General features: G+C 72.0%; 21 protein-coding genes. 11 read left to right on the top strand and 10 right to left on the bottom strand.

Annotated features, from left to right (window positions below; genetic code table 11):
- Window positions 1–48 precede the first annotated feature (48 nt).
- A complete protein-coding gene (locus O7542_RS28440; RefSeq protein WP_030504451.1) occupies window positions 49–636 on the bottom strand; it encodes an FABP family protein in 588 nt (195 codons plus the stop codon).
- Window positions 637–640: 4 nt separating this feature from the next.
- Complete coding sequence (mtfM, locus tag O7542_RS28435; RefSeq protein WP_043330899.1) at window positions 641–745, bottom strand: small membrane protein MtfM; 105 nt, start codon at window positions 743–745, stop codon at window positions 641–643.
- Between the two features lie 12 nt (window positions 746–757).
- Here mtfM and O7542_RS28430 point away from each other — a divergent pair, with 12 nt between their 5' ends.
- The 3 genes from O7542_RS28430 (at window position 758) to O7542_RS28420 (ending at window position 3666) form a co-directional block, all read left to right on the top strand.
- A complete protein-coding gene (locus O7542_RS28430; RefSeq protein ID WP_043328020.1) occupies window positions 758–1132 on the top strand; it encodes a DsrE family protein in 375 nt (124 codons plus the stop codon).
- Window positions 1133–1210: 78 nt separating this feature from the next.
- A complete protein-coding gene (locus O7542_RS28425; RefSeq protein WP_043328019.1) occupies window positions 1211–1594 on the top strand; it encodes an SCP2 sterol-binding domain-containing protein in 384 nt (127 codons plus the stop codon).
- Window positions 1591–3666: a glycogen debranching N-terminal domain-containing protein gene (locus O7542_RS28420; RefSeq protein ID WP_281605446.1), complete on the top strand. Its 2076-nt coding sequence runs from the start codon at window positions 1591–1593 to the stop codon at window positions 3664–3666. The genes O7542_RS28425 and O7542_RS28420 overlap by 4 nt, the downstream gene beginning before the upstream one ends.
- A 1-nt stretch (window position 3667) precedes the next feature.
- On the opposite strand, the gene O7542_RS28415 is transcribed toward O7542_RS28420, so the two are convergent.
- The 7 genes from O7542_RS28415 to O7542_RS28390 all read right to left on the bottom strand — a co-directional run bounded on the left by O7542_RS28415 (window position 3668) and on the right by O7542_RS28390 (window position 9237).
- Window positions 3668–4516 carry a hypothetical protein gene (locus O7542_RS28415; RefSeq protein ID WP_281605445.1) on the bottom strand — a complete coding sequence of 283 codons (849 nt, stop codon included), beginning with the start codon at window positions 4514–4516 and terminating at the stop codon, window positions 3668–3670.
- Between the two features lie 55 nt (window positions 4517–4571).
- A complete protein-coding gene (locus tag O7542_RS28410; protein ID WP_187694022.1) occupies window positions 4572–5624 on the bottom strand; it encodes a hypothetical protein in 1053 nt (350 codons plus the stop codon).
- Between the two features lie 130 nt (window positions 5625–5754).
- Window positions 5755–6102, bottom strand: a complete 348-nt coding sequence (locus O7542_RS28405; RefSeq protein WP_043328014.1) for a DUF1416 domain-containing protein — start codon at window positions 6100–6102, stop codon at window positions 5755–5757.
- Complete coding sequence (locus tag O7542_RS28400; protein WP_030504459.1) at window positions 6102–6950, bottom strand: sulfurtransferase; 849 nt, start codon at window positions 6948–6950, stop codon at window positions 6102–6104. The genes O7542_RS28405 and O7542_RS28400 overlap by 1 nt, the downstream gene beginning before the upstream one ends.
- Window positions 6951–7152: 202 nt before the next feature.
- A complete protein-coding gene (locus tag O7542_RS30555; protein ID WP_310503780.1) occupies window positions 7153–7230 on the bottom strand; it encodes an Ms5788A family Cys-rich leader peptide in 78 nt (25 codons plus the stop codon).
- Window positions 7231–7325: 95 nt separating this feature from the next.
- Window positions 7326–8108 carry a DUF2993 domain-containing protein gene (locus O7542_RS28395; protein WP_030504460.1) on the bottom strand — a complete coding sequence of 261 codons (783 nt, stop codon included), beginning with the start codon at window positions 8106–8108 and terminating at the stop codon, window positions 7326–7328.
- A 79-nt stretch (window positions 8109–8187) separates the two neighbouring features.
- Window positions 8188–9237, bottom strand: a complete 1050-nt coding sequence (locus tag O7542_RS28390; protein ID WP_064446713.1) for a hypothetical protein — start codon at window positions 9235–9237, stop codon at window positions 8188–8190.
- A 246-nt stretch (window positions 9238–9483) separates the two neighbouring features.
- Here O7542_RS28390 and O7542_RS28385 point away from each other — a divergent pair, with 246 nt between their 5' ends.
- The 7 genes from O7542_RS28385 (at window position 9484) to pstB (ending at window position 16543) form a co-directional block, all read left to right on the top strand.
- Window positions 9484–10203: a response regulator transcription factor gene (locus O7542_RS28385; RefSeq protein ID WP_176722767.1), complete on the top strand. Its 720-nt coding sequence runs from the start codon at window positions 9484–9486 to the stop codon at window positions 10201–10203.
- Between the two features lie 150 nt (window positions 10204–10353).
- Window positions 10354–11208 carry a polysaccharide deacetylase family protein gene (locus tag O7542_RS28380; protein WP_043330897.1) on the top strand — a complete coding sequence of 285 codons (855 nt, stop codon included), beginning with the start codon at window positions 10354–10356 and terminating at the stop codon, window positions 11206–11208.
- A gap of 67 nt (window positions 11209–11275) precedes the next feature.
- Window positions 11276–12202 carry a mycothiol synthase gene (mshD, locus tag O7542_RS28375; protein WP_281605444.1) on the top strand — a complete coding sequence of 309 codons (927 nt, stop codon included), beginning with the start codon at window positions 11276–11278 and terminating at the stop codon, window positions 12200–12202.
- Between the two features lie 233 nt (window positions 12203–12435).
- Window positions 12436–13533 (top strand): phosphate ABC transporter substrate-binding protein PstS, encoded by a 1098-nt coding sequence (pstS, locus tag O7542_RS28370; RefSeq protein ID WP_274476916.1) that lies wholly within the window; start codon window positions 12436–12438, stop codon window positions 13531–13533.
- Window positions 13534–13575: 42 nt separating this feature from the next.
- Window positions 13576–14661 carry a phosphate ABC transporter permease subunit PstC gene (pstC, locus tag O7542_RS28365; RefSeq protein ID WP_043328007.1) on the top strand — a complete coding sequence of 362 codons (1086 nt, stop codon included), beginning with the start codon at window positions 13576–13578 and terminating at the stop codon, window positions 14659–14661.
- The gene (gene pstA / locus O7542_RS28360) at window positions 14658–15746 is read left to right on the top strand and encodes a phosphate ABC transporter permease PstA (protein WP_274476917.1); all 1089 of its coding nucleotides are present in this window, start codon (window positions 14658–14660) and stop codon (window positions 15744–15746) included. Before pstC ends, pstA begins: the two co-directional genes overlap by 4 nt.
- 20 nt (window positions 15747–15766) lie before the next feature.
- The gene (pstB, locus tag O7542_RS28355) at window positions 15767–16543 is read left to right on the top strand and encodes a phosphate ABC transporter ATP-binding protein PstB (protein WP_013288829.1); all 777 of its coding nucleotides are present in this window, start codon (window positions 15767–15769) and stop codon (window positions 16541–16543) included.
- On the opposite strand, the gene O7542_RS28350 is transcribed toward pstB, so the two are convergent.
- Window positions 16524–17363, bottom strand: coding sequence for an NUDIX domain-containing protein (locus O7542_RS28350; RefSeq protein ID WP_104112849.1), 840 nt, complete (start codon window positions 17361–17363; stop codon window positions 16524–16526). The two genes, pstB and O7542_RS28350, sit on opposite strands and share 20 nt — an antisense overlap.
- A gap of 93 nt (window positions 17364–17456) precedes the next feature.
- Here O7542_RS28350 and O7542_RS28345 point away from each other — a divergent pair, with 93 nt between their 5' ends.
- Window positions 17457–18146 carry a class I SAM-dependent methyltransferase gene (locus tag O7542_RS28345; protein WP_281605443.1) on the top strand — a complete coding sequence of 230 codons (690 nt, stop codon included), beginning with the start codon at window positions 17457–17459 and terminating at the stop codon, window positions 18144–18146.
- Window positions 18147–18516: the final 370 nt, after the last annotated feature.

Genomic DNA, 18516 nt, shown 5'->3' with positions numbered 1-18516 from the left:
GGCAGCCGACGCCGTCAACTTCATGATCGACCGGGGAAGCGGGACGGGTCAGCCGGCCACCCGGGTGAGGCGGGCGGAGAGGTGCGGGCTCAAGGGCTGACCCACGGCGGCCATCTCCTGCGCGTACAGCAGAGCGCCCTCGACGATGCCGAACAGCCGGGCGCCGGCGGTGACCTCCTTCGCCGTCGCGGTACGCACGACCGCGTCGGTGGCGAACTCGATCTGGGTGCCCTTGCGCTTGCCGATGTGCAGCTCCATCACGCCGGTCGGCGTGGTCATCAACGCCTCCAGCTCGTCGGTGACCCGCTCACCGTCGAGCACCGGACGCCACCAGCCCACCTCGCGGCCGGCCGGCCGGACCGGACGGCTCTGCTCGTCCAGGATCCAGGCCCGCGACTCGTAGAACAGGAACGGCCGGCCGTCGTGGCTGATCCGGATCTCCTGCGCGTAGTCGAAGTCCTCGATCGTCGGGAACCCACCCCGGCCCCGGCCGCGCCACACCCCGATGTACGGCAGCAGGCCGTCCAGGCTCGGGTGCAGCTTCGGGCCGACGCGCAGGTCGTGGCTCTCCTCGTACGGGTACTCCTCGACCGGCGGCGCGTTCAACCACGGCGGCTGAAGCGGATTCTCACTCACAGATTCACCACTTACCTCTAGCTATGCGGACCGCGAGATAGGCCAGGCCACCGGCGAGCGCGCCCAGGCCGGCGACCAGCAGGCTGACGAACCCGATCTCGGTAACCATCCGGACCATCCTATGCTGGGTGGCATGGCGCGCTCTCTCGTCGTCAAGGCCACCGCCGGCGCGGACTCCCCGGAACGCTGCGCCCAGGCGTTCACAGTCGCCGCCACCGCCGCCGCGGCCGGGGTGGACGTCTCGCTCTGGCTCACCGGCGAATCGACCTGGTTCGCGCTCCCCGGCCGGGCCGAGTCGTTCGAGCTGCCGCATTCCGCGCCACTGGGCGAGCTGCTGCACGTCGTCCTGGCCACCGGCCGGGTGACCGCCTGCACCCAGTGCGCGGCCCGGCGGGACATCGGCACCGGCGACGTCATCCCCGGCGTACGCATCGCGGGCGCAGCCGTGTTCGTCGAGGAAGCGATGACCGAGGGCGCACAGGCGCTGGTCTACTGACAACCGGCCCGGGTTGTCCATTCTGCCCAGTGCGCCGATCCTGACCCGGCATGTCCGGATGCTGCCTACCATGCGAATGTGAGTCAGGCCATCCAGGAGTTCTTCGCGTCGCTGCCGGCGCGTGCCGCAGCCGTTCTGAACAGCCCGATCGGCGGGACACTCCAGATCGACCTGGCCGACGGCAACCGCACCGAGCACTGGTACGTGACGCTGGCCCCCGGCACGGCACAGGTGAGCCGGGAGGAGCTACGGCCGGCGGACGGCGTGCTGACGCTGTCCACCGAGCTGTTCGAGAAGCTCGTCACCGGGCGGGCGGCCGGCATGGCGGCGGTGCTGCGCAACGAGGCCACGTTCAGCGGCCACGTCGTGCTGTTCCTGGCGTTCCGCCGATTCCTGCCGCAACGGCCCGACGTGCGGGACCCCCGGGACGCCGCCCGCGAGCACGTCCGGCGGCTGGTGTGAAGGACCGGGTCAGCATCCTCGACGGCAACACGTTCCTGGTCAGCGACGATCGCGGCAACATCGAACCGTCGTACGACTTCCCCACCGGGCTGTTCTCCTTCGACACCCGGTTCCTGTCCACCTGGTTCCTCACCATCGACGGGCAACGTCTGCACGCGCTCTCGATCGACGACTCGCTGTCGTACAAGACGCGGTTCTTCCTGGTCCCCGGCGAGCCGACGCACTACCTGGACGCCAACGTCTCGGTGATCCGCAGCCGCGCCATCGGCGGCAGCCTCGACGAGGAACTGACCGTGCTCAACCACTCCGAACAGGAACAGGAGTTCCACCTCCGGCTGGACATCGGCTCCGACTTCGCCGACCTCCTGGAGATCAAGAACCGGCGCGACAAGAAGGGACTCACCACGCCGACGGTGGAACCGAACGGCCTGCGGCTCACCTACCGCCGGGAGGCGTTCCGCCGCGAGACGCTGGTGACCAGCAGCGCGCCGGTCGAGGTCGACGCGGACGGGATGACCTTCCGGGTCCGGATCAGCCCGCACGGCGAGTGGACCACCCGGCTGCACGTCAGCACCATCATCTACGGCGCGCGTGGTGAGGACATCCGGGCCATCCTGCCGCTGGGCGGCCAGCGCACGGCGGCCGAGATCGAGGCCGAGCAGAGCGCCCTGATCAGCCGTGCGCCGAAGCTGGGCTGCGACTGCGAGCCGCTGGCCAGCGCGTACCGGCGCAGCCTCAACGACCTGGCCGCGCTCCGGTACGAGTCGATCACGCTCGGCGTCCGGCTGCTCGCGGCCGGCCTGCCCTGGTTCATGACGCTGTTCGGCCGCGACAGCATCTTCACCTCGCTCCAGGTGCTGCCGTTCCTCCCCGACCTGGTCAAACCGACGATCATCATGCTGGCCGGTCTTCAGGGCAGCCGGGTCGACGACTTCCGCGACGAGGAGCCGGGCAAGATCCTGCACGAGCTGCGCTACGGCGAGAGCGCCGGATTCGAGGAACAGCCGCACTCGCCGTACTACGGCGCGGCCGACACGACGGCGCTGTTCGTGATCCTGCTCGACGAGTACGAGCGGTGGACCGGGGACGCCGATCTGGTACGCAAGCTGGAGTACGAGACCCGGGCGGCGCTGACCTGGCTCGACACGTACGGAGACCTGCTCGGCACCGGCTACGTCTGGTACATGTCCCGCAACCCGGAGACGGGGCTGCCGAACCAGTGCTGGAAGGACTCACCGGAAGCCATCTCCTACGCCGACGGCCGGATGCCGGAGTTCCCCCGGGCCACCTGCGAGATGCAGGGGTACGCGTACGACGCCAAGATGCGCGCCGCCCGCCTGGCCCGCACCTACTGGCAGGACCCGGCGTACGCGGACCGGCTGGAGCAGGAGGCGGCGGCGCTGAAGGAACGGTTCAACCGCGACTTCTGGATCGCCGACCGGGAGTACTACGCGCTGGCGCTCGATCCGCGCGGGCGGCAGGTGGACGCGCTCTCCTCGAACATCGGCCACCTGCTGTGGAGCGGCATCGTGGACGAGTCCCGGGCCCCCGCGGTCGCCGCCCATCTGCTCGGCCCGCGCCTGTTCTCCGGCTGGGGGGTACGCACGCTCGCCGACGACCAGGGCCGGTACAACCCGGTCGGATACCACGTCGGCACGGTGTGGCCGTTCGACAACTCGATCATCGCCTGGGGTCTGTGGCGGTACGGCTTCCGGCAGGAGGCCGGCCGGATCTGCGACGCGCTGCTCAGCGCGTCGCACTTCTTCGACGGGCGGCTGCCCGAGGTGTTCGCCGGCTACGAACGTGGCCTCACCGACTACCCGGTGGAGTACCCCACCGCGTGCAGCCCGCAGGCGTGGTCCGCCGGTACGCCTCTGCTGCTGCTACGGGTGATCCTGGGACTGGAGCCGCAGGGCGAGCACCTGATCATCGACCCGGCCGTACCGCCGGGGATGGGCCGGGTGGAACTGCTCGACATCCCGGGCCGCTGGGGCCGGGTGGACGCGCTGGGCCGCAGCCGGGAACCGCACGAGGAACCGGCACCGCCGCCGCTCGGGCTGCCCGGCCGGTGAGTCAGGCCGGGCAGGGCGTGGTCACCGCCACGCGCACCCGCTCGTCGGCCCGCTCGGCCAGCACGGCCGGCTCGCCGGGGCGCGCGTACCGGTCGGCGGAGTCCACCACCGGCGCGACGCCACCGCCGAACGCGGCGGCGAGCGGCTGATCCGCCGGCGCGGCGGCCTCACCCCGGGCGGTGCGGGCCGCGCCCCCACCGGGGCAGGGCGCGGTCAGGACCTGGACCGCGCCGGTCGCGCCGCCCCACCGGCCCAGCGCCGACGCCAGCGCGGCGGCTTCGGCAGCGGCGTCGGCGGTCGGCGCGCGGTAGCCGGAACCCAGCGGCCGGCAGCCGGTCGCGGCGGTCAGAAGGATCCGGCCCGGGCCGCCGGCCCGGCCCTCGACCGCGACGAAGTCGCCCGCGTCGGCGCGCAGCAGCGGCTCGCCGTCGAACGTCGACACGCCCGCCCGCCACGCCTGCGGCAGCCGGTCGGCCACGCGTCGCAGCACTTCGCGTACGTCGTCGCCGCCGATCGCCACCTCGACGCCGCGCTCGAGCGACGCGCCGGAGTCCATCGGCGTGATCCGGCAGCCTCGTTCCAGGCGGTCCGGTACGAGCGCGGGTACGCCGTCGGCGCCGACCGCGCCGGTCAGCTCGCCGATCGCCCGGTCCACCACCGGACCGGCCTGGTCCAGTGAGCGCTGCTCCTTGACCGTCGGCGGGTCGGTCCGCACCGACCACCAGGTCAGCCCGGCCAGCAGCACGGCCCACGCCACAGTGGCGGCCGTCAGCCAGCGCAGCCGACGCCGGCCGGCACCCGGCTGATCTCCAGGGTTGGGCGGGGCGTAGCCCGTCTCGACGGCAGTCACCCGGCCATGGTGTCACGTGCCGGCGAGGCACCCGGCCGCGCCTCGGCACGCCCGGTCAGGCCGGGACGGACCGGCGGGACAGCAGCCACAGCAGGTAGAAGGGGCGCTGCCGCAGCTCGCCGCGACGGTCGGCGTACTGGTCGGCGGCGAGCACCGCGGAGAAGAACCCGCCCGCGCCCAGCATGCCGAGCACCGGCGCCAGGTGGGTGCCCTCGACCGCCACCAGCGTCGCGGCGACGGTCGCCACCGCGGCGCCCGCAGCCTGCACGGCCGAACGCCGGGCCACCCGGGCGACCTCGGAGCGAGCCGCCCGCACCCCCTCCTGGATCTCCGCGTCGAGCTTCGCGAGCTGCACCAGCGCCTTGTCCGGATCCGTGTCGACGTCCAGCATCCGACCGCGCAGGTACGCCTGGGTCGCGGCGAGCGCGTCGCTCTCCTGGGTCAGGATGGCGCAGTAGTCCCGCAGCGAGGTGCCCTCCAGCATCGGCAGGTCGAGCTGGAGCAGTGGGGTCACCAGCCGCGCCTTCACCGGATCCCCGCTCGGCACGTCGACGACCCGGTGCCCCTTGACGATCAGGTCGAGTGTGCGGTCCGGGTTGTCGCCCAGCTCGATCCGGCCCATCGTGTCGAACGGCGAGGAGGTCGACTGGGCGTCCGGCGCGCGCGACTCCAGGTGGGTGCGGCGGAAGGTCTGCGGGAAGTAGACGAGCTGCCCCAGCTCCAGCAGCGGCGCGCAGTCCCGCAGGTACGCGCCGAGGCGGTCCAGGTCGTCGCATTCGGCGTAGAGCTGGTCGATTCGGATGTCCTCGTACCGGCAGCGCGGGTCGCAGTGTTCCGGGTCCTTGCCGCACCTCTTGCAGGTCTCCCGGTTGGCCAGGTAGCAGTGCTTGCCGCCCGGCTGGGAGAGGACCAGCTTGCCGGTGACGAGCGTGGCCCGCTTCGTGAGGAACGACAGGTCCGTGTCGAGGCTGGCGACCGAGACGTCGAACGGGCGCGCGCGGCCGGACCCGGCGGTGCGCTGGAGTTCGCGGGCGATCTCCTCACCCCGGTTGCCGTCGATGAAGTCGATCAGATAGCGAACTGCGTGGGCGGCGGCGTCGTCGGGCACCTGATCCCCCTCCGGCGCGTCCGGGGCGCGCCGCCGTCCAGCCTGCCAGCCACGGGCAAGCCGCACAGTCACCGGAACGGCTCGTGGCCCGCCACCCGGCTGGGGTGGCGGGCCACGATCAGAGCGTGGGTCAGGCGGCGACCGAGACGGTCACCTCGTTGATCCCGCGAGCCGCGGCGACGGCGGTGTCGCCGTTGCCCTGGCGGGACAGCGCCCGCAGCGTCCACGAGCCCGGCGCGGCGAAGAACCGGAACTGCCCGGCCGGCGACGTCACCACCTCGGCGGTGAACTCACCGGTGGAGTCGAGCAGCCGCACGTACGCGCCCGGCACGACCTCGCCGGACTCGGACAGCACACGGCCGGTGATGACGGTTTCCTTCTCCAGGTCCAGGCTGGCCGGGAGGGGGGCGGCCTGGTCCGGCGCGGCGCAGCCGGCGGCAGCCGTCGAGGCGGCGGAGGTGGCGGAGGTGGCGGTCATCAGGCCTCCCCCGGCTCGTCACCGAGCGCCACCGGCACGCCGACGAGCGAGCCGTACTCGGTCCAGGAACCGTCGTAGTTCTTCACGTTGCGGTGCCCGAGCAGCTCCTGGAGCACGAACCAGCTGTGCGAGGAGCGCTCGCCGATCCGGCAGTACGCGATCGTCTCCTTGCTGTCGTCCAGCCCGGCGTCGGCGTAGATCTTGCGCAGCTCGTCGTCGGACTTGAACGTGCCGTCCTCGTTCGCCGCCTTGGACCACGGCACGCTGATCGCGGTCGGGATGTGGCCGGCCCGCTGCGCCTGCTCCTGCGGCAGGTGGGCGGGGGCGAGCAGGCGGCCGGCGAACTCGTCGGGGCTGCGCACGTCGACCAGGTTCTTGGTGCCGATCGCGGCTACCACCTCGTCGCGGAACGCGCGGATCGAGGTGTCCGGCTCCTGCGCGACGTACTGCGTCTTCGGCCGCTCCACCACGTCGGTGACGAGCGGACGGGCGTCCAGCTCCCACTTCTTGCGGCCGCCGTCGAGCAGCTTGACGTCGCCGTGGCCGTAGAGCTTGAAGTACCAGTACGCGTACGCGGCGAACCAGTTGTTGTTGCCGCCGTACAGGATCACGGTGTCGTCGTTGGCGATGCCCCGGTCGGACAGCAGCGCCTCGAACTGGCTCTTGTTGACGAAGTCCCGGCGGACCTGGTCCTGCAGGTCGGTGCGCCAGTCGAGCTTGACGGCGCCGGCGATGTGCCCGGTGTCGTAGGCCGAGGTGTCCTCGTCGACCTCGACGAAGACGACGCCCGGGGCGCCGAGGTTCTTCTCGGCCCACTCGGCCGAAACGAGTGCGGTGTCGCGACTCATCAGATCACTCCCTGGTGAGGATGGTTGGTGAGCCTGCGCGCGGAGATCGATGTCGATTGTTGTCGCACCACGCGCGGGACCCAGAGCTAGGAACGGATCACGGGTACGTGCGACGGCGCCGCTGCCGGGCGTTGAGGGGAACCGGGAAAGGTTCGTGGACCCTGGGTGGCCGCCGTTCAGGCGGCCGGAGACAGCCCCGCCGTCAGATGACGGGGCGACACAGGCAGGTGGCCACGCGGCACAGGTCGACCGCGCGCCGTTTGGTGAGGTGGGTCCCCATGGGCAGGGAGATTACCAGCCCACGCCACAGCTGCCACCAGGCCGACCAGCATCCGGGACGGCCGGCCCGCTCCCCGGACCGGCCGTGTACGGCTTTCAGCCGGCGGAGTTGATGGGCACGTTCGCCGCGTCCGCCGTGACCACCAGGCCCTCCGGCTTCGGCTCCACCTTGCGCAGGTTGAGCTGGAACGGCAGCTCCGGCAGCGGCACGTCGATCGAGATGCCCTGCGCGTACCGGGTGAGCGCGGCCCGGGCCAGCGGCACGTTCGGCAGGCCGTCGGCGGTGAGGTCGTTGAAGCGCAGCGCCACCTTGCCACCGGCCACCGTGACGTCGGCGGTGCCGTTGACGGTGAGCTTGACGCCGAGGATGTCCACCGGGGCGGTGACGGCGAGCTTGCCGTTCCGCTCGCCGAGCGTCAGCCCGGGACGGTCCAGCAGCTTGGCCAGGCTCTCGTAGGTGACGGTGCCCCGCCCGTCCACGCTCTCGGCCACCACGTCGCCCCGGCCGGAGCGCAGCGTGTCCAGCGACGCGGTCACGTTGCGCGCGTCCACGTCCAGCTTCGGCACCTCCACGGCGTCACCCTGGACGGCGCCCCGCACGTCGGTGAGCTGGATCGAGATGCGCTCGTACCGGCCGTCGAGCACCTGGGTGAGGAACGGGAAGCCACCCACCTCGACCTGCGGCGCGGCGGACTGCGCGTCCTGCTTGGCGATCTCCTGCCGCACCTGGTCGGCGATCGCCCGCTCGGCGACCCCGGCGGCGACCCGGTCGGCGACGACGAGCAGCCCGACCAGCACCAGCAGCAGGACGACGAAGCCGATCAGCACCTTCCGGCCGCGTCGCCGCGGTCGGCCCTCCGCCGGATACGCCTCTGCCACGCCGCCTCCCGTCCTCGCCGCCGTCACCGCGTCTCGCGGCGCAACCGTACTTACCCGAGGCGAATCTTCCCCAACCGCGTCAGAGGAACAGCACGCACATCGCGTACGCGGCCGGCGCGGCCAGCGCGAATCCGCCCAGCGGCCCCTGCATGTGCCGGGCCACCCACATCGTCGGCGGTTCACCGGCCATCAGGCGGCCCGCCTCGGCGTACCCCACGGCGAGGTCGGCCAGGACGGCGGTGGCGGCGCTGACCACGCCGACCAGGGCGGCGCTGGTCGGGGTGAAACCGACCAGGTAGCTGCCGAGCAGGGCGCTGGTGAGGGTGCCGAGCATCGCGCCCGCGACCACGCCGGCCGCGCCGCGCGGCACCTGCGGGGCGAGCCGCGGCCACGGCGCCACCGCGTCGGTGAGCCGCGCCACCAGCAACGCCACCCCGGCGGCGGTGAGGCAGACCGTGATCGCCTGGGTGCCCTTGGGAATCCGGCTGAGCACGACGAGCGTGCCGAAGGCGACCACGCCCACCACGATGAGCAGGGTGCCGCCGAGCGAGTCGGTCACCCGGACCCGGTCCACCCGCCGGACGAGTTGCCCCAGCACGGCGAGCAGCAGCCCGGCGGCCGCGGCGTAGCCGAGCGGGGCCAGGCCGGCGATGTCCGACTGGACCGCCGCGACGTCGGCGATCACGGCCGTGCCGGCGCTGACCAGGGCGACGACCAGCAGGGCGGGCGGTCGCATGGCCATCGTCCAGGCGAGCACGAAGAGCATCTGGACGCCGAAGATGATGGCCGCGAACGGCAGCCGGTGCCCGGGGCCGGAGGTCTGCGCGCCGAGCACCAGGCCGACGCCGAGCAGCGCGGCGAAGCCGGCGACGGTGAGCGCCAGTGGCCGGCGGACCGGGACCGGTGGCATCTCCTCCTCGGGCGCCTCGTCGGACTCGTCGTCGGCCCGCCGGCCGGGTCCGCCCTTCCGTAGCCGACGCGGTCCCTTCCGCTCCGGCCGGTCGCCCTCCTCGTCGGCGGGGCCGGTACGCGGGGCGGGCGGGTAGCCACGGGCGGGGCCGGAGGGCCCGGCGGACGGGTCGTCGGCCCACGGTTCACGACCGGTGTCGCGCGAGGTGGAGGGAAACACGCCCCGATCGTGCCAGACCCGGGCGGCTCGGCGGAGGTCCCGGTTTCGGTGACGTTAAAACCTGCACCGCGATCAAGGGCAGAAGGGGCAAACGGGAAAGCACCCCGGAGGTGACGGCGGGTCCATCGGTTACGCTCAGGCCGTTACCCGCCCGTCAGCGACGCCGGGACCCACGCAAGTTCACAGCGCCGCCCTCACCCAGGCGTGTCGCTGGTCGCGCGCGGCCGAAGGGCCGCCGGGACGGAGGTGATCGTGGAGCTCCTGCTGCTCGTGACCGCACGGGCCGGTGAGCCGTCGGCGGTGTTGCCGGCACTCGACCTGCTGCCGCACTCGGTCCGCACCGCACCCCGCGACGTCCGCACGCTGGTCTCCGGCCCCACGCCGGACGCCGTCCTGGTGGACGCCCGCTCCGAACTGAGCGAGGCGCGCGCCACGTGCCGGATGCTGCACGCCACCGGGCTCGGCGTACCGCTCGTCGCGGTGGTCACCGAAGCGGGCCTGATCGCGCTCAACGCGGACTGGGGTGTCGACGACGTGATCCTGGCCGGCGCCGGGCCGGCCGAGGTGGAGGCCCGGCTGCGGCTCGCCGTCGGCCGGCTGAGCAACGCGACCGCCGGCGCCGGCGGCTCGATCCGGGCCGGTGAGCTGAACATCGACCCGGACACCTACGCCGCCAAGCTGAAGGGCCGCCCGCTCGACCTCACGTACAAGGAGTTCGAGCTGTTGAAGTTCCTGGCCCAGCACCCGGGGCGGGTGTTCACCCGGGACCAGCTGCTGCGGGAGGTCTGGGGTTACGACTACTTCGGCGGCACCCGCACGGTCGACGTGCACGTGCGGCGCCTGCGCGCCAAGCTCGGCTCGGAGTACGAGTCGATGATCGGCACGGTCCGCCAGGTGGGCTACAAGTTCGTCGTCCCGCCGTCGCGTTCGCTGCCGGAGTCGGAGCCCGCGCCGCTGCCGGTCTGACCGCCCACGCCCCACTCCGGTAGGGGGCATTTCCGCAGAACGCCCTTTTTGCCCGATCAGTCAGACATATCCTGACTGCCGGATTTACCGGGCAAAGGGGGCGGCGGTGCGTGCGGTGAACACGGGGGCGACGAACGGCCGGTGCCGCTGATGCGGGGCCCGACGCTGCGCGCCACCGGGCTCGTGACCGTGGTGCTCGCGGGCCTGCTCGGCTCGGCGTTCGCGCTGGGCCGCAGCCTGGTCCCGGAACACCCGCCGTCGAACGCCGGCGCCACCACCGCGCTCAACGGACCGCGCTACGCCGACCAGCCGCCCAGCACGGACTTCCCCGGCGGCCGGGCCACCGCCGGGCCGAGCCCCGACGCCGCGCCGGACGCCGCCCCGGTCGAACCGGGCGGCGACGGCCCGTACGGCAGCCTGGTCGTCACCGGCTCGTCCCGGGTCGCGCTGACCTTCGACGACGGCCCCGATCCGCGCTGGACCCCGCAGGTGCTCGCGCTGCTGGCCCAGTACGGCGTGAAGGCGACGTTCTGCGTCGTCGGCGAGAACGCCGAGGCCCATCCGGATCTGATCCGGTCGATAGTCGCCGAGGGGCACACCCTGTGCAACCACTCCTGGGAGCACGACGTCGACCTGGGCAAGCGGTCCCCGGCGACGATCCGGGCCGACATCCTGCGCACGAACGACGCGATCCTGGCCGCCGCGCCGGGGGCGCGGATCGCGTACTACCGGCAGCCGGGCGGGGCCTGGACGCGCCCGGTGATCTCGGCCTGCGCCGACCTGGGCCTCACCCCGCTGCACTGGAGCGTGGACCCGTCGGACTGGAGGGCGCCGGGCGCGCTCACCATCGAGTCGAGGATCCGCACACAGATGGGGCCGGGGGCGATCGTGCTCATGCACGACGCGGGCGGGGACCGTTCCGGCACGGTCGCGGCGTTGCAGCAACTCCTGCCCGAGATACTGGCGCGGTTCGAGCTGGAGTCGTTGCCCGTCGGCCCGCAGTGACGAGCGCCACCGACCGCCGCCCTCGTCCGGCGCGAACCGCCCCCGGACGGCGGCTACCGTGACTCAGATGAGCCCCGAGCCGACCAGTGGCCCCGCAACCGACCGGACGGACCGGCTGACGCCGGCCGAGGTCGCGGAGGTGCTGGCGCTGGCCCGCGCCGCCGGGGACACCGACGGCGCCGACCCGCTCGACGAGCACGTGCTGCTGCGGCTGCGCGACCCCGAGGCGCCCGCCGTGCACGTCACCGCCCGCACCGCCGACGGCACACTCACCGGGTACGCGCATCTCGACGTCACCGCCCCGGCCGAGGGCGTCGGCGCCGAACTGGTCGTGCATCCCGCGTACCGGCGGCGCGGCGTCGGCCGGGCGCTGGCCCGGGGCGTGGTGGACGCCGCGCCCGGTCCGCTGCGCGCCTGGGCCCACGGCGACCACCCGTCGGCCGCCGCGCTCGCTGTCGACCTGGGCTTCGCCCGGGCGCGGGTGCTCTGGCAGATGCGCCGTCCGCTGACCCCCGAACTGCCCGAGCCGGTGGTGCCGGACGGCGTGACGCTGCGCGCGTTCCGCCCCGGCGAGGACGACGAGGCGTGGCTGGCGGTGAACAACGCGGCCTTCGCCCAGCACCCCGAGCAGGGCAAGTGGACACTCGACGACCTGCGCGTACGCATCGCCGAGCCGTGGTTCGATCCGGCCGGCTTCCTGCTCGCCGTCGACTCCACGACCGGGCGGCTGCTCGGCTTCCACTGGACCAAGGTGCACGAGCGGCCGGGCTCGGCCCGTATCGGCGAGGTCTACGTGCTCGGCGTCGACCCGTCCGCGCACCGGGGCGGCCTGGGCCGGGTGCTCACCGCCGCCGGCCTGACCCACCTGCGCGACGAGCGCGGGCTGGACCGGGTGATGCTCTACGTGGACGAGAGCAACACCGCCGCGGTCGCGCTCTACGAGCGGCTGGGCTTCGCCATGTGGTCCGCGCACGTCAACTACCAGCGCGGCTGAGCGTTCCGCGGCCCCGGAAAATCGCTATAAAGGCGATACCAGGCTGCTAGTTCACGAAATGGACAACCCTTCCTCAGCGTACGGCCATCTCGTCGGCTGAACGTGTTCACCGCGCGTTCACTTGCGTCCGGCGAACCGTCCACCTGGCCCTCCTACCTTTCGTGTCAGCCGGTCAGCGCCGGCCCCCGGCACTCCGGGCGACCTGACCAAAGACGTGAAGGGAAACCCCTGAAGTGAAGCTCCAGCGGCACGGCGCCATCGCCTGTCTCGCTCTTACCGCGGTTCTCGGTCTCAGCGCCTGCGGCTCGGACAACAACGAGCCCGCCGGCGCCTCCGGCTCCACCGCCGCGGTGGACTGCGCGACGGGCACGCTGAACGCGCAGGGCTCCTCGGCCCAGAAGAACGCCATGGCCGAGTGGATCAAGGCGTACCAGCAGAAGTGCGCCGGCACCACGATCAACTACGAGCCGAGCGGCTCGGGCGCCGGCATCCAGGCCTTCATCGCCGGTACCGCAGACTTCGCCGGTTCGGACTCCCCCCTCAAGCCGGAGGAGCAGCCGCAGGCCGACGCCAAGTGCGTCGGCGGCCAGGCGCTCAACCTGCCGATGGTGATCGGCCCGGTCGCCGTGGTCTACAACGTCAGCGGCGCGGACAACCTCCAGTTCAGCCCGGCCACCCTGGCGAAGATCTTCGCCGGCAAGGTGACCAAGTGGGACGACGCGGCGATCAAGGCCGACAACCCGGACGCCAAGCTCCCGTCGACCGCGATCCAGGCGGTGCACCGCTCCGACGAGTCGGGCACCACCGACAACTTCACCAAGTACCTCTCCAAGACCGCCGAGGCGGACTGGACGCTCGGCAACTCCAAGGCGTGGAAGGCCCCGGGCGGCGTCGGCGCGGCCAAGTCCGACGGCGTGGCCAGCAAGGTCAAGAGCACCGACGGCACCATCAGCTACGTCGAGTGGTCGTACGCCGAGAACTCCGACCTGAAGATGGCGAAGGTCAAGAACGGTAACGGCGAGTTCGTCGAGCTGACCGGTGACTCGGCCGGCAAGACCATCGCCGGCGCCAAGTTCGAGGGTCAGGGCAACGACCTGAAGATGTCGATCGACTACAACACCAAGGAGGCCGGGGCGTACCCGATCGTCCTGGCGACCTACGAGATCGTCTGCAGCAAGGGCCTCGCCGCCGACAAGCTGCCGCTGGTCAAGGGCCTGCTCGGCCACGCCGCCAGCGCCGAGGGGCAGAAGGAGCTGGTCGAGCTCGGCTACGCCCCGCTGCCCGAGACCGTCCGCACCAAGGTCGAGGCCGCGGTCAAGAGCCTCTCCTGACGCTCCCGACCGACACCTCCTCAACGCGAAGCGAGCGAGCAGATGGGTGACACCCCTCAGCGCTCGGCCCACGCCGGCACCGGCGGAACTCCCGTGGCCACGAGCCACGAGGGACCCGCCGGTGCCTCGGCGCGTGTGGCCGAGCGCCCCGGTAACCCGGGCCGCCCCGACGGTGGCCTCGGCGGCGGCGGCGCCCTCCCCCGGGCCCGCGCCTTCGGCGCGGAACGGGCGTTCCGCGGCCTGACCCTGGCCGCCGGCACCACGGTCCTGGTGGTCATCGCGGCCATCGCGATCTTCCTGGTCGCCAAGGCCGTCCCGGCGTTGCGGGCGAACACCGAGTCGTTCTGGACGTTCGAGGGCTGGTTCCCGAACGACAACCCGCCGCAGTTCGGCATCGGCGCGCTCGCCTTCGGCACCGTCCTGAGCTCGCTGCTGGCGCTGCTCATGGCGGTGCCGGTCGCGCTGGGCATCGCCCTGTACCTGTCGCACTACGCGCCCCGGCGGCTCGGCAACGCCCTGGGCTTCCTGATCGACCTGCTGGCCGCCGTGCCGAGCGTCGTCTTCGGCCTCTGGGGCCGGGACTACTTCGCCCAGCCGGTCGCCGACCTGTCCGCCTGGCTGAACAGGTACTTCGGCTGGATCCCCATCTTCGGCGACGGCCCGTACGGGAACTCGATCCTGCTCGGCTCCGTGGTGCTGGCGATCATGGTGCTGCCGATCATCACCTCGCTGTCCCGCGAGGTGTTCCGGCAGACCCCGACCGCGAACGAGGAAGCCGCGCTCGCGCTCGGCGCCACCCGCTGGGAGATGATCCGCACCGCCGTCCTGCCGTACGGGCGTCCGGGCGTCATCGCCGCGGTGATGCTCGGGCTGGGCCGGGCGCTCGGCGAGACCATCGCGCTGGCGCTCACGCTCGGCTCCACGTACGCCATCTCGTTCAACATCCTGGCCAGCGGCGGCAACTCGATCGCCGCGAACATCGCCAACCGGTTCGCCGAGGCGAACGACACCGGCCGGGGCGCGCTCATCGCCTCCGGCCTGGTGCTGTTCGCGATCACGTTGATCGTCAACATCACCGCCCGGGCGATCATCTACCGGCGGCGCGAGTTCACGGAGTCGGCCGCATGACCACCACCCTCACCCCCCGCCGCCCGCGCCCGCCGGCCCAGCCGGCCACGCTGCGGGCGAGGCGACTTCCCGCGTACGCCGCTCCGGCCATCGCCGTCGCGGCGCTGCTGCTCGCGGCGGGCATCGTGTACGGCGCCGGCATCGGCGGCCCGGTCCTGGTCGTGGTGGTCGGCGCGCTGCTCTACCTGGCCGGTCTGTTCGTCGCGGCGAACGCGGTGGAGGGCCGCCGGTCGGCCCGCAACCGGACCTGGAGCGCGCTGATCCACTCCGCCTTCGTGCTGGCCGTGCTGCCGCTGGCCTCGGTGGTCTGGACGCTGGTCAGCAAGGGCTCCGAGCGGCTGGACGCGAACTTCTTCGGCACCTCGATGAACAACATCGGGTCGCGGGACGCCAACGGCGGCGCGTACCACGCGATCGTCGGCACGCTGCAGCAGGTGGGCATCGCCACGCTGATCACGGTGCCGCTGGGCGTGCTCTGCGCGATCTACATCGTCGAGTACGGCCGGGGCCGGTTCGCGTTCACCATCCGCTTCTTCGTGGACGTGATGACCGGCATCCCGTCGATCGTCACCGGCCTGTTCGTGCTGGCCTTCTGGGTGCTGATCGTCTCGCCGTGGTTCAACGACGGGCGGCCCGGTTTCTCCGGCTTCGCCGCCGCGCTGGCGCTGAGCGTGCTGATGCTGCCCACAGTGGTCCGCTCCACCGAGGAGATGCTCCGCCTGGTGCCCGCGCCGCTGCGCGAGGGCGCGTACGCCCTGGGCGTACCGAAGTGGAAGACCATCCTGCGGGTCGTGCTGCCGACCGCGCTGCCCGGCATCGTCACCGGCGTCATGCTCGCCATCGCGCGGGCCGCCGGTGAGACCGCGCCGGTGCTGCTCGTCGCCGGCGGCGGCGCGGCGATCAACTTCAACCCGTTCGAGAACAACCAGTCGTCGCTGGCCCTCTTCGTCTACCAGCAGGCCGGTGAGGCGTCGAGGTACTCGCCGGCACGGGCGTGGACCGCCGCGCTGACCCTGGTCGCCCTCGTCCTCGTCCTCACCGTGGCGGCGAAGCTGCTGTCCCGCCGCAACCGGCTCGGCCGATGAACCCCGGAGGTACCGCCACCATGGCCAAGCGCATCGAAGCCACGAACGTGACCGCCTACTACGGCGGGTTCAAGGCGATCGAGAACATCAACCTGACCGTCGAGCCGAAGACCGTCACCGCCCTGATCGGGCCGTCCGGCTGCGGCAAGTCCACCTTCCTGCGGTCGATCAACCGGATGCACGAGGTGCTGCCCGGCGCCCGGGTCGAGGGCAGCCTCACCATCGACGACCAGGACATCTACGACCGCGACGTGGACGTCACGGCGGTCCGCCGGATGATCGGGATGGTCTTCCAGCGGCCGAACCCGTTCCCCACCATGAGCATCTTCGAGAACGTGGTGGCGGGCCTGCGGCTCAACGGCGTGCGGCGCAAGTCGATCCTGGAGGAGGCGGCCGAGCGGGCGCTCCGCTCGGCGAACCTGTGGGACGAGGTGAAGGACCGCCTCGCGAAGCCCGGCGCGGGCCTGTCCGGCGGTCAGCAGCAGCGGCTCTGCATCGCCCGCACCATCGCGGTCGAGCCGCAGGTGGTGCTGATGGACGAGCCCTGCTCGGCGCTGGACCCGATCTCCACGCTGGCCATCGAGGACCTGATGTTCCAGCTCAAGGACAAGTTCACCATCATCATCGTCACGCACAACATGCAGCAGGCCGCGCGGGTGTCGGACCGGACCGCATTCTTCTCGATCGAGAAGACCGGCGACCCGGGCCGCCTGATCGAGTACGACAACACGCAGAAGATCTTCAGCAACCCGAGCCAGAAGAAGACCGAGGACTACATCACCGGTCGCTTCGGCTGAGGCGGAAGCTGGGCTCGGCGCCGTCCAGTCCCTCGATGTACGGCAGGATCGGCGTACCCGGGTCGCGCTCCGCCGCATCCCGCGCCACGCCGCCGAGGTCGCCCGCGGCGGCGACCTCGGCGAGCGTGACCATGGTCGGCGGCAGCATGGTCAGCTCGCCGGCCTCCGCGCGGGCCAGCGCGTCCGCCGGGCGCAGCCACAGCGTGTGGTCGGCCTCGCCGGACACGTCCCGGGTCCGCTGCCCCTCGGGCAGCAGGGCGACGAAGAAGTACGTGTCGAAGCGGCGCGGCTCGAACTCCGGGGTGATCCACCGGCTCCACGGCAGCAGCAGGTCGGACCGGAGCGTGAGGCCGCGCCCGGCCAGCAGGTCCGCGAAGCCGACCCGCCGTCCCTCCAGGTCCTGCCGGGCCGCCTCCCAGTCGTCGCCGCTCACGTCGCCGACCACCGTGTCGGGGTCCGGCCCGGCGAGCAGCACGCCCGCCTCCTCGAAGACCTCGCGGGCGGCGGCGCACACCACCGCCTGCGCGGCCGCCGGGTCGAGTCCGAGCCGCACACCCCACGCCGCCGGGTCCGGGCCGGCCCAGCCGAGGTGCGCCTCCGAGTCGGAGCGGTCCACGCCGCCGCCGGGGAAGGCGTACATGCCGCCGAAGGTCATCGCCGCCACCCGGCGGATCATGTAGACCTCGAACCCGTCGCCGGCCGGGCGGAGCAGCAGCACGGTGGCGGCGACCCGGGGCACGGCCGGTACGGCGCCCTCGGCCCGGAACCGGCGAGCGTGCTCCACCAGGGCGGGGGGTGCGGCGAAGCCGTCGATCGTCATGCGGCGAGCCTAGTGCCGTAACGGGCGACGCCGCCCCGCCGCCCGATGCCGCCGCCCTCCGCCGATTGCGCCGATTGCGCCGATACTCCTCGGATGACGGATCTCAACAATCAGGTGGGGTATTGGAACTCCAAGGGTGCCGCGAAGATTTTCGGCCACCCGGTCGCACTTCCGTGGCTGAACGGCATCGATCGGCGGGCACGCGTTCTCGACTACGGGTGCGGTTACGGTCGGCTGGCGGGGCTGCTCGTGCAGCAGGGCTTCGAGAATGTCGAGGGGGTGGATGTCGCGCCCCGTCTCGTCAGCCGCGCGAAGAACGAGCAGGCCGGCGCGCAATTCACGGTTCTCACCAATCCTCCGCAGCTCGACCACCAGGCGGACAGCGTCGACCTGGTGCTGCTGTTCGCGGTGTTGACGTGCATACCCGACGACGCCGGACAGCGGGAACTGGTGACGGAGTTGCGTCGGGTGCTACGGCCGGGCGGGCTCATCTATGTCAGTGACCTGTGCCTGCAGGAGGATCACCGTAACCGTTCCCGGTACGAACGGTTCGCAGCCAAGTACGGCACCTACGGGATATTCGAGACCGACGACGGGGCGGTGTGCCGACACCACACCACCGACTGGCTGGACCATCTCTTTGGCGATTTCCACCTCGTCGCCAGCCGCGAAGTCGCAGTGGAGACGATGAACGGCCGTCCGGCCCGGGCGAGCCAGCGGTTGGTGGCCACGCCGCAGCCCGGGGCATCCAGGGCCGGGCGCGATGGCACGGGAGACGCCTGACGTTCCTACGGGCGGCGTGCCGGGCATGACACGGTGGGCAGTCCGGTCGCGCTCGCCGGGGCACGCGGGACCCGCGCTCCCCAGCGGGCGACCCGATCACACTGGGTAGTATTTTCGCCCGACCAGGGGTCACTCCTCCGCCGACTTTGCTCTGCAGCCAGATCCGCATCGGCGACCTTCCGTGAACAGTGTGCATGCGGCTGCAGAGCAAAGTCGGCGAGAGGCGACTGGGTCAGCCCGAAAGAGAGCTGTCTTATGTCCGCCTGGTCGCTTTTGGGTGCCCGACTCGGCGATCAGGCGAACGAAAGCCATCACTCTCAGCAATCTTTACGCTAAGTGGTCACCATGGAGCGACTTCAGCCGCCCGGAA

The organism is Micromonospora sp. WMMC264 (genome assembly GCF_027497275.1).
In the GTDB taxonomy this organism is placed as follows: domain Bacteria; phylum Actinomycetota; class Actinomycetes; order Mycobacteriales; family Micromonosporaceae; genus Micromonospora; species Micromonospora chalcea.
The sequence above is the reverse complement of the archived record's forward strand: the minus strand, read 5'-3'. Positions and strand labels throughout refer to the sequence as shown.

Bases quoted from the DNA above. Each gene is read 5' to 3' on its own strand.
- mshD (WP_281605444.1), top strand. From the start codon at position 11,276: ATGAGCCCCGAGCCGACCAGTGGCCCCGCAACCGACCGGACGGACCGG.
- O7542_RS28380 (WP_043330897.1), top strand. From the start codon at position 10,354: ATGCGGGGCCCGACGCTGCGCGCCACCGGGCTCGTGACCGTGGTGCTC.
- pstB (WP_013288829.1), top strand. From the start codon at position 15,767: ATGGCCAAGCGCATCGAAGCCACGAACGTGACCGCCTACTACGGCGGG.
- O7542_RS28405 (WP_043328014.1), bottom strand. From the start codon at position 6,102: ATGACCGCCACCTCCGCCACCTCCGCCGCCTCGACGGCTGCCGCCGGC.
- mtfM (WP_043330899.1), bottom strand. From the start codon at position 745: ATGGTTACCGAGATCGGGTTCGTCAGCCTGCTGGTCGCCGGCCTGGGC.
- O7542_RS28345 (WP_281605443.1), top strand. From the start codon at position 17,457: ATGACGGATCTCAACAATCAGGTGGGGTATTGGAACTCCAAGGGTGCC.
- pstA (WP_274476917.1), top strand. From the start codon at position 14,658: ATGACCACCACCCTCACCCCCCGCCGCCCGCGCCCGCCGGCCCAGCCG.
- O7542_RS28430 (WP_043328020.1), top strand. From the start codon at position 758: ATGCTGGGTGGCATGGCGCGCTCTCTCGTCGTCAAGGCCACCGCCGGC.
- O7542_RS28400 (WP_030504459.1), bottom strand. From the start codon at position 6,950: ATGAGTCGCGACACCGCACTCGTTTCGGCCGAGTGGGCCGAGAAGAAC.
- pstC (WP_043328007.1), top strand. From the start codon at position 13,576: ATGGGTGACACCCCTCAGCGCTCGGCCCACGCCGGCACCGGCGGAACT.
- O7542_RS30555 (WP_310503780.1), bottom strand. From the start codon at position 7,230: ATGGGGACCCACCTCACCAAACGGCGCGCGGTCGACCTGTGCCGCGTG.
- O7542_RS28350 (WP_104112849.1), bottom strand. From the start codon at position 17,363: ATGACGATCGACGGCTTCGCCGCACCCCCCGCCCTGGTGGAGCACGCT.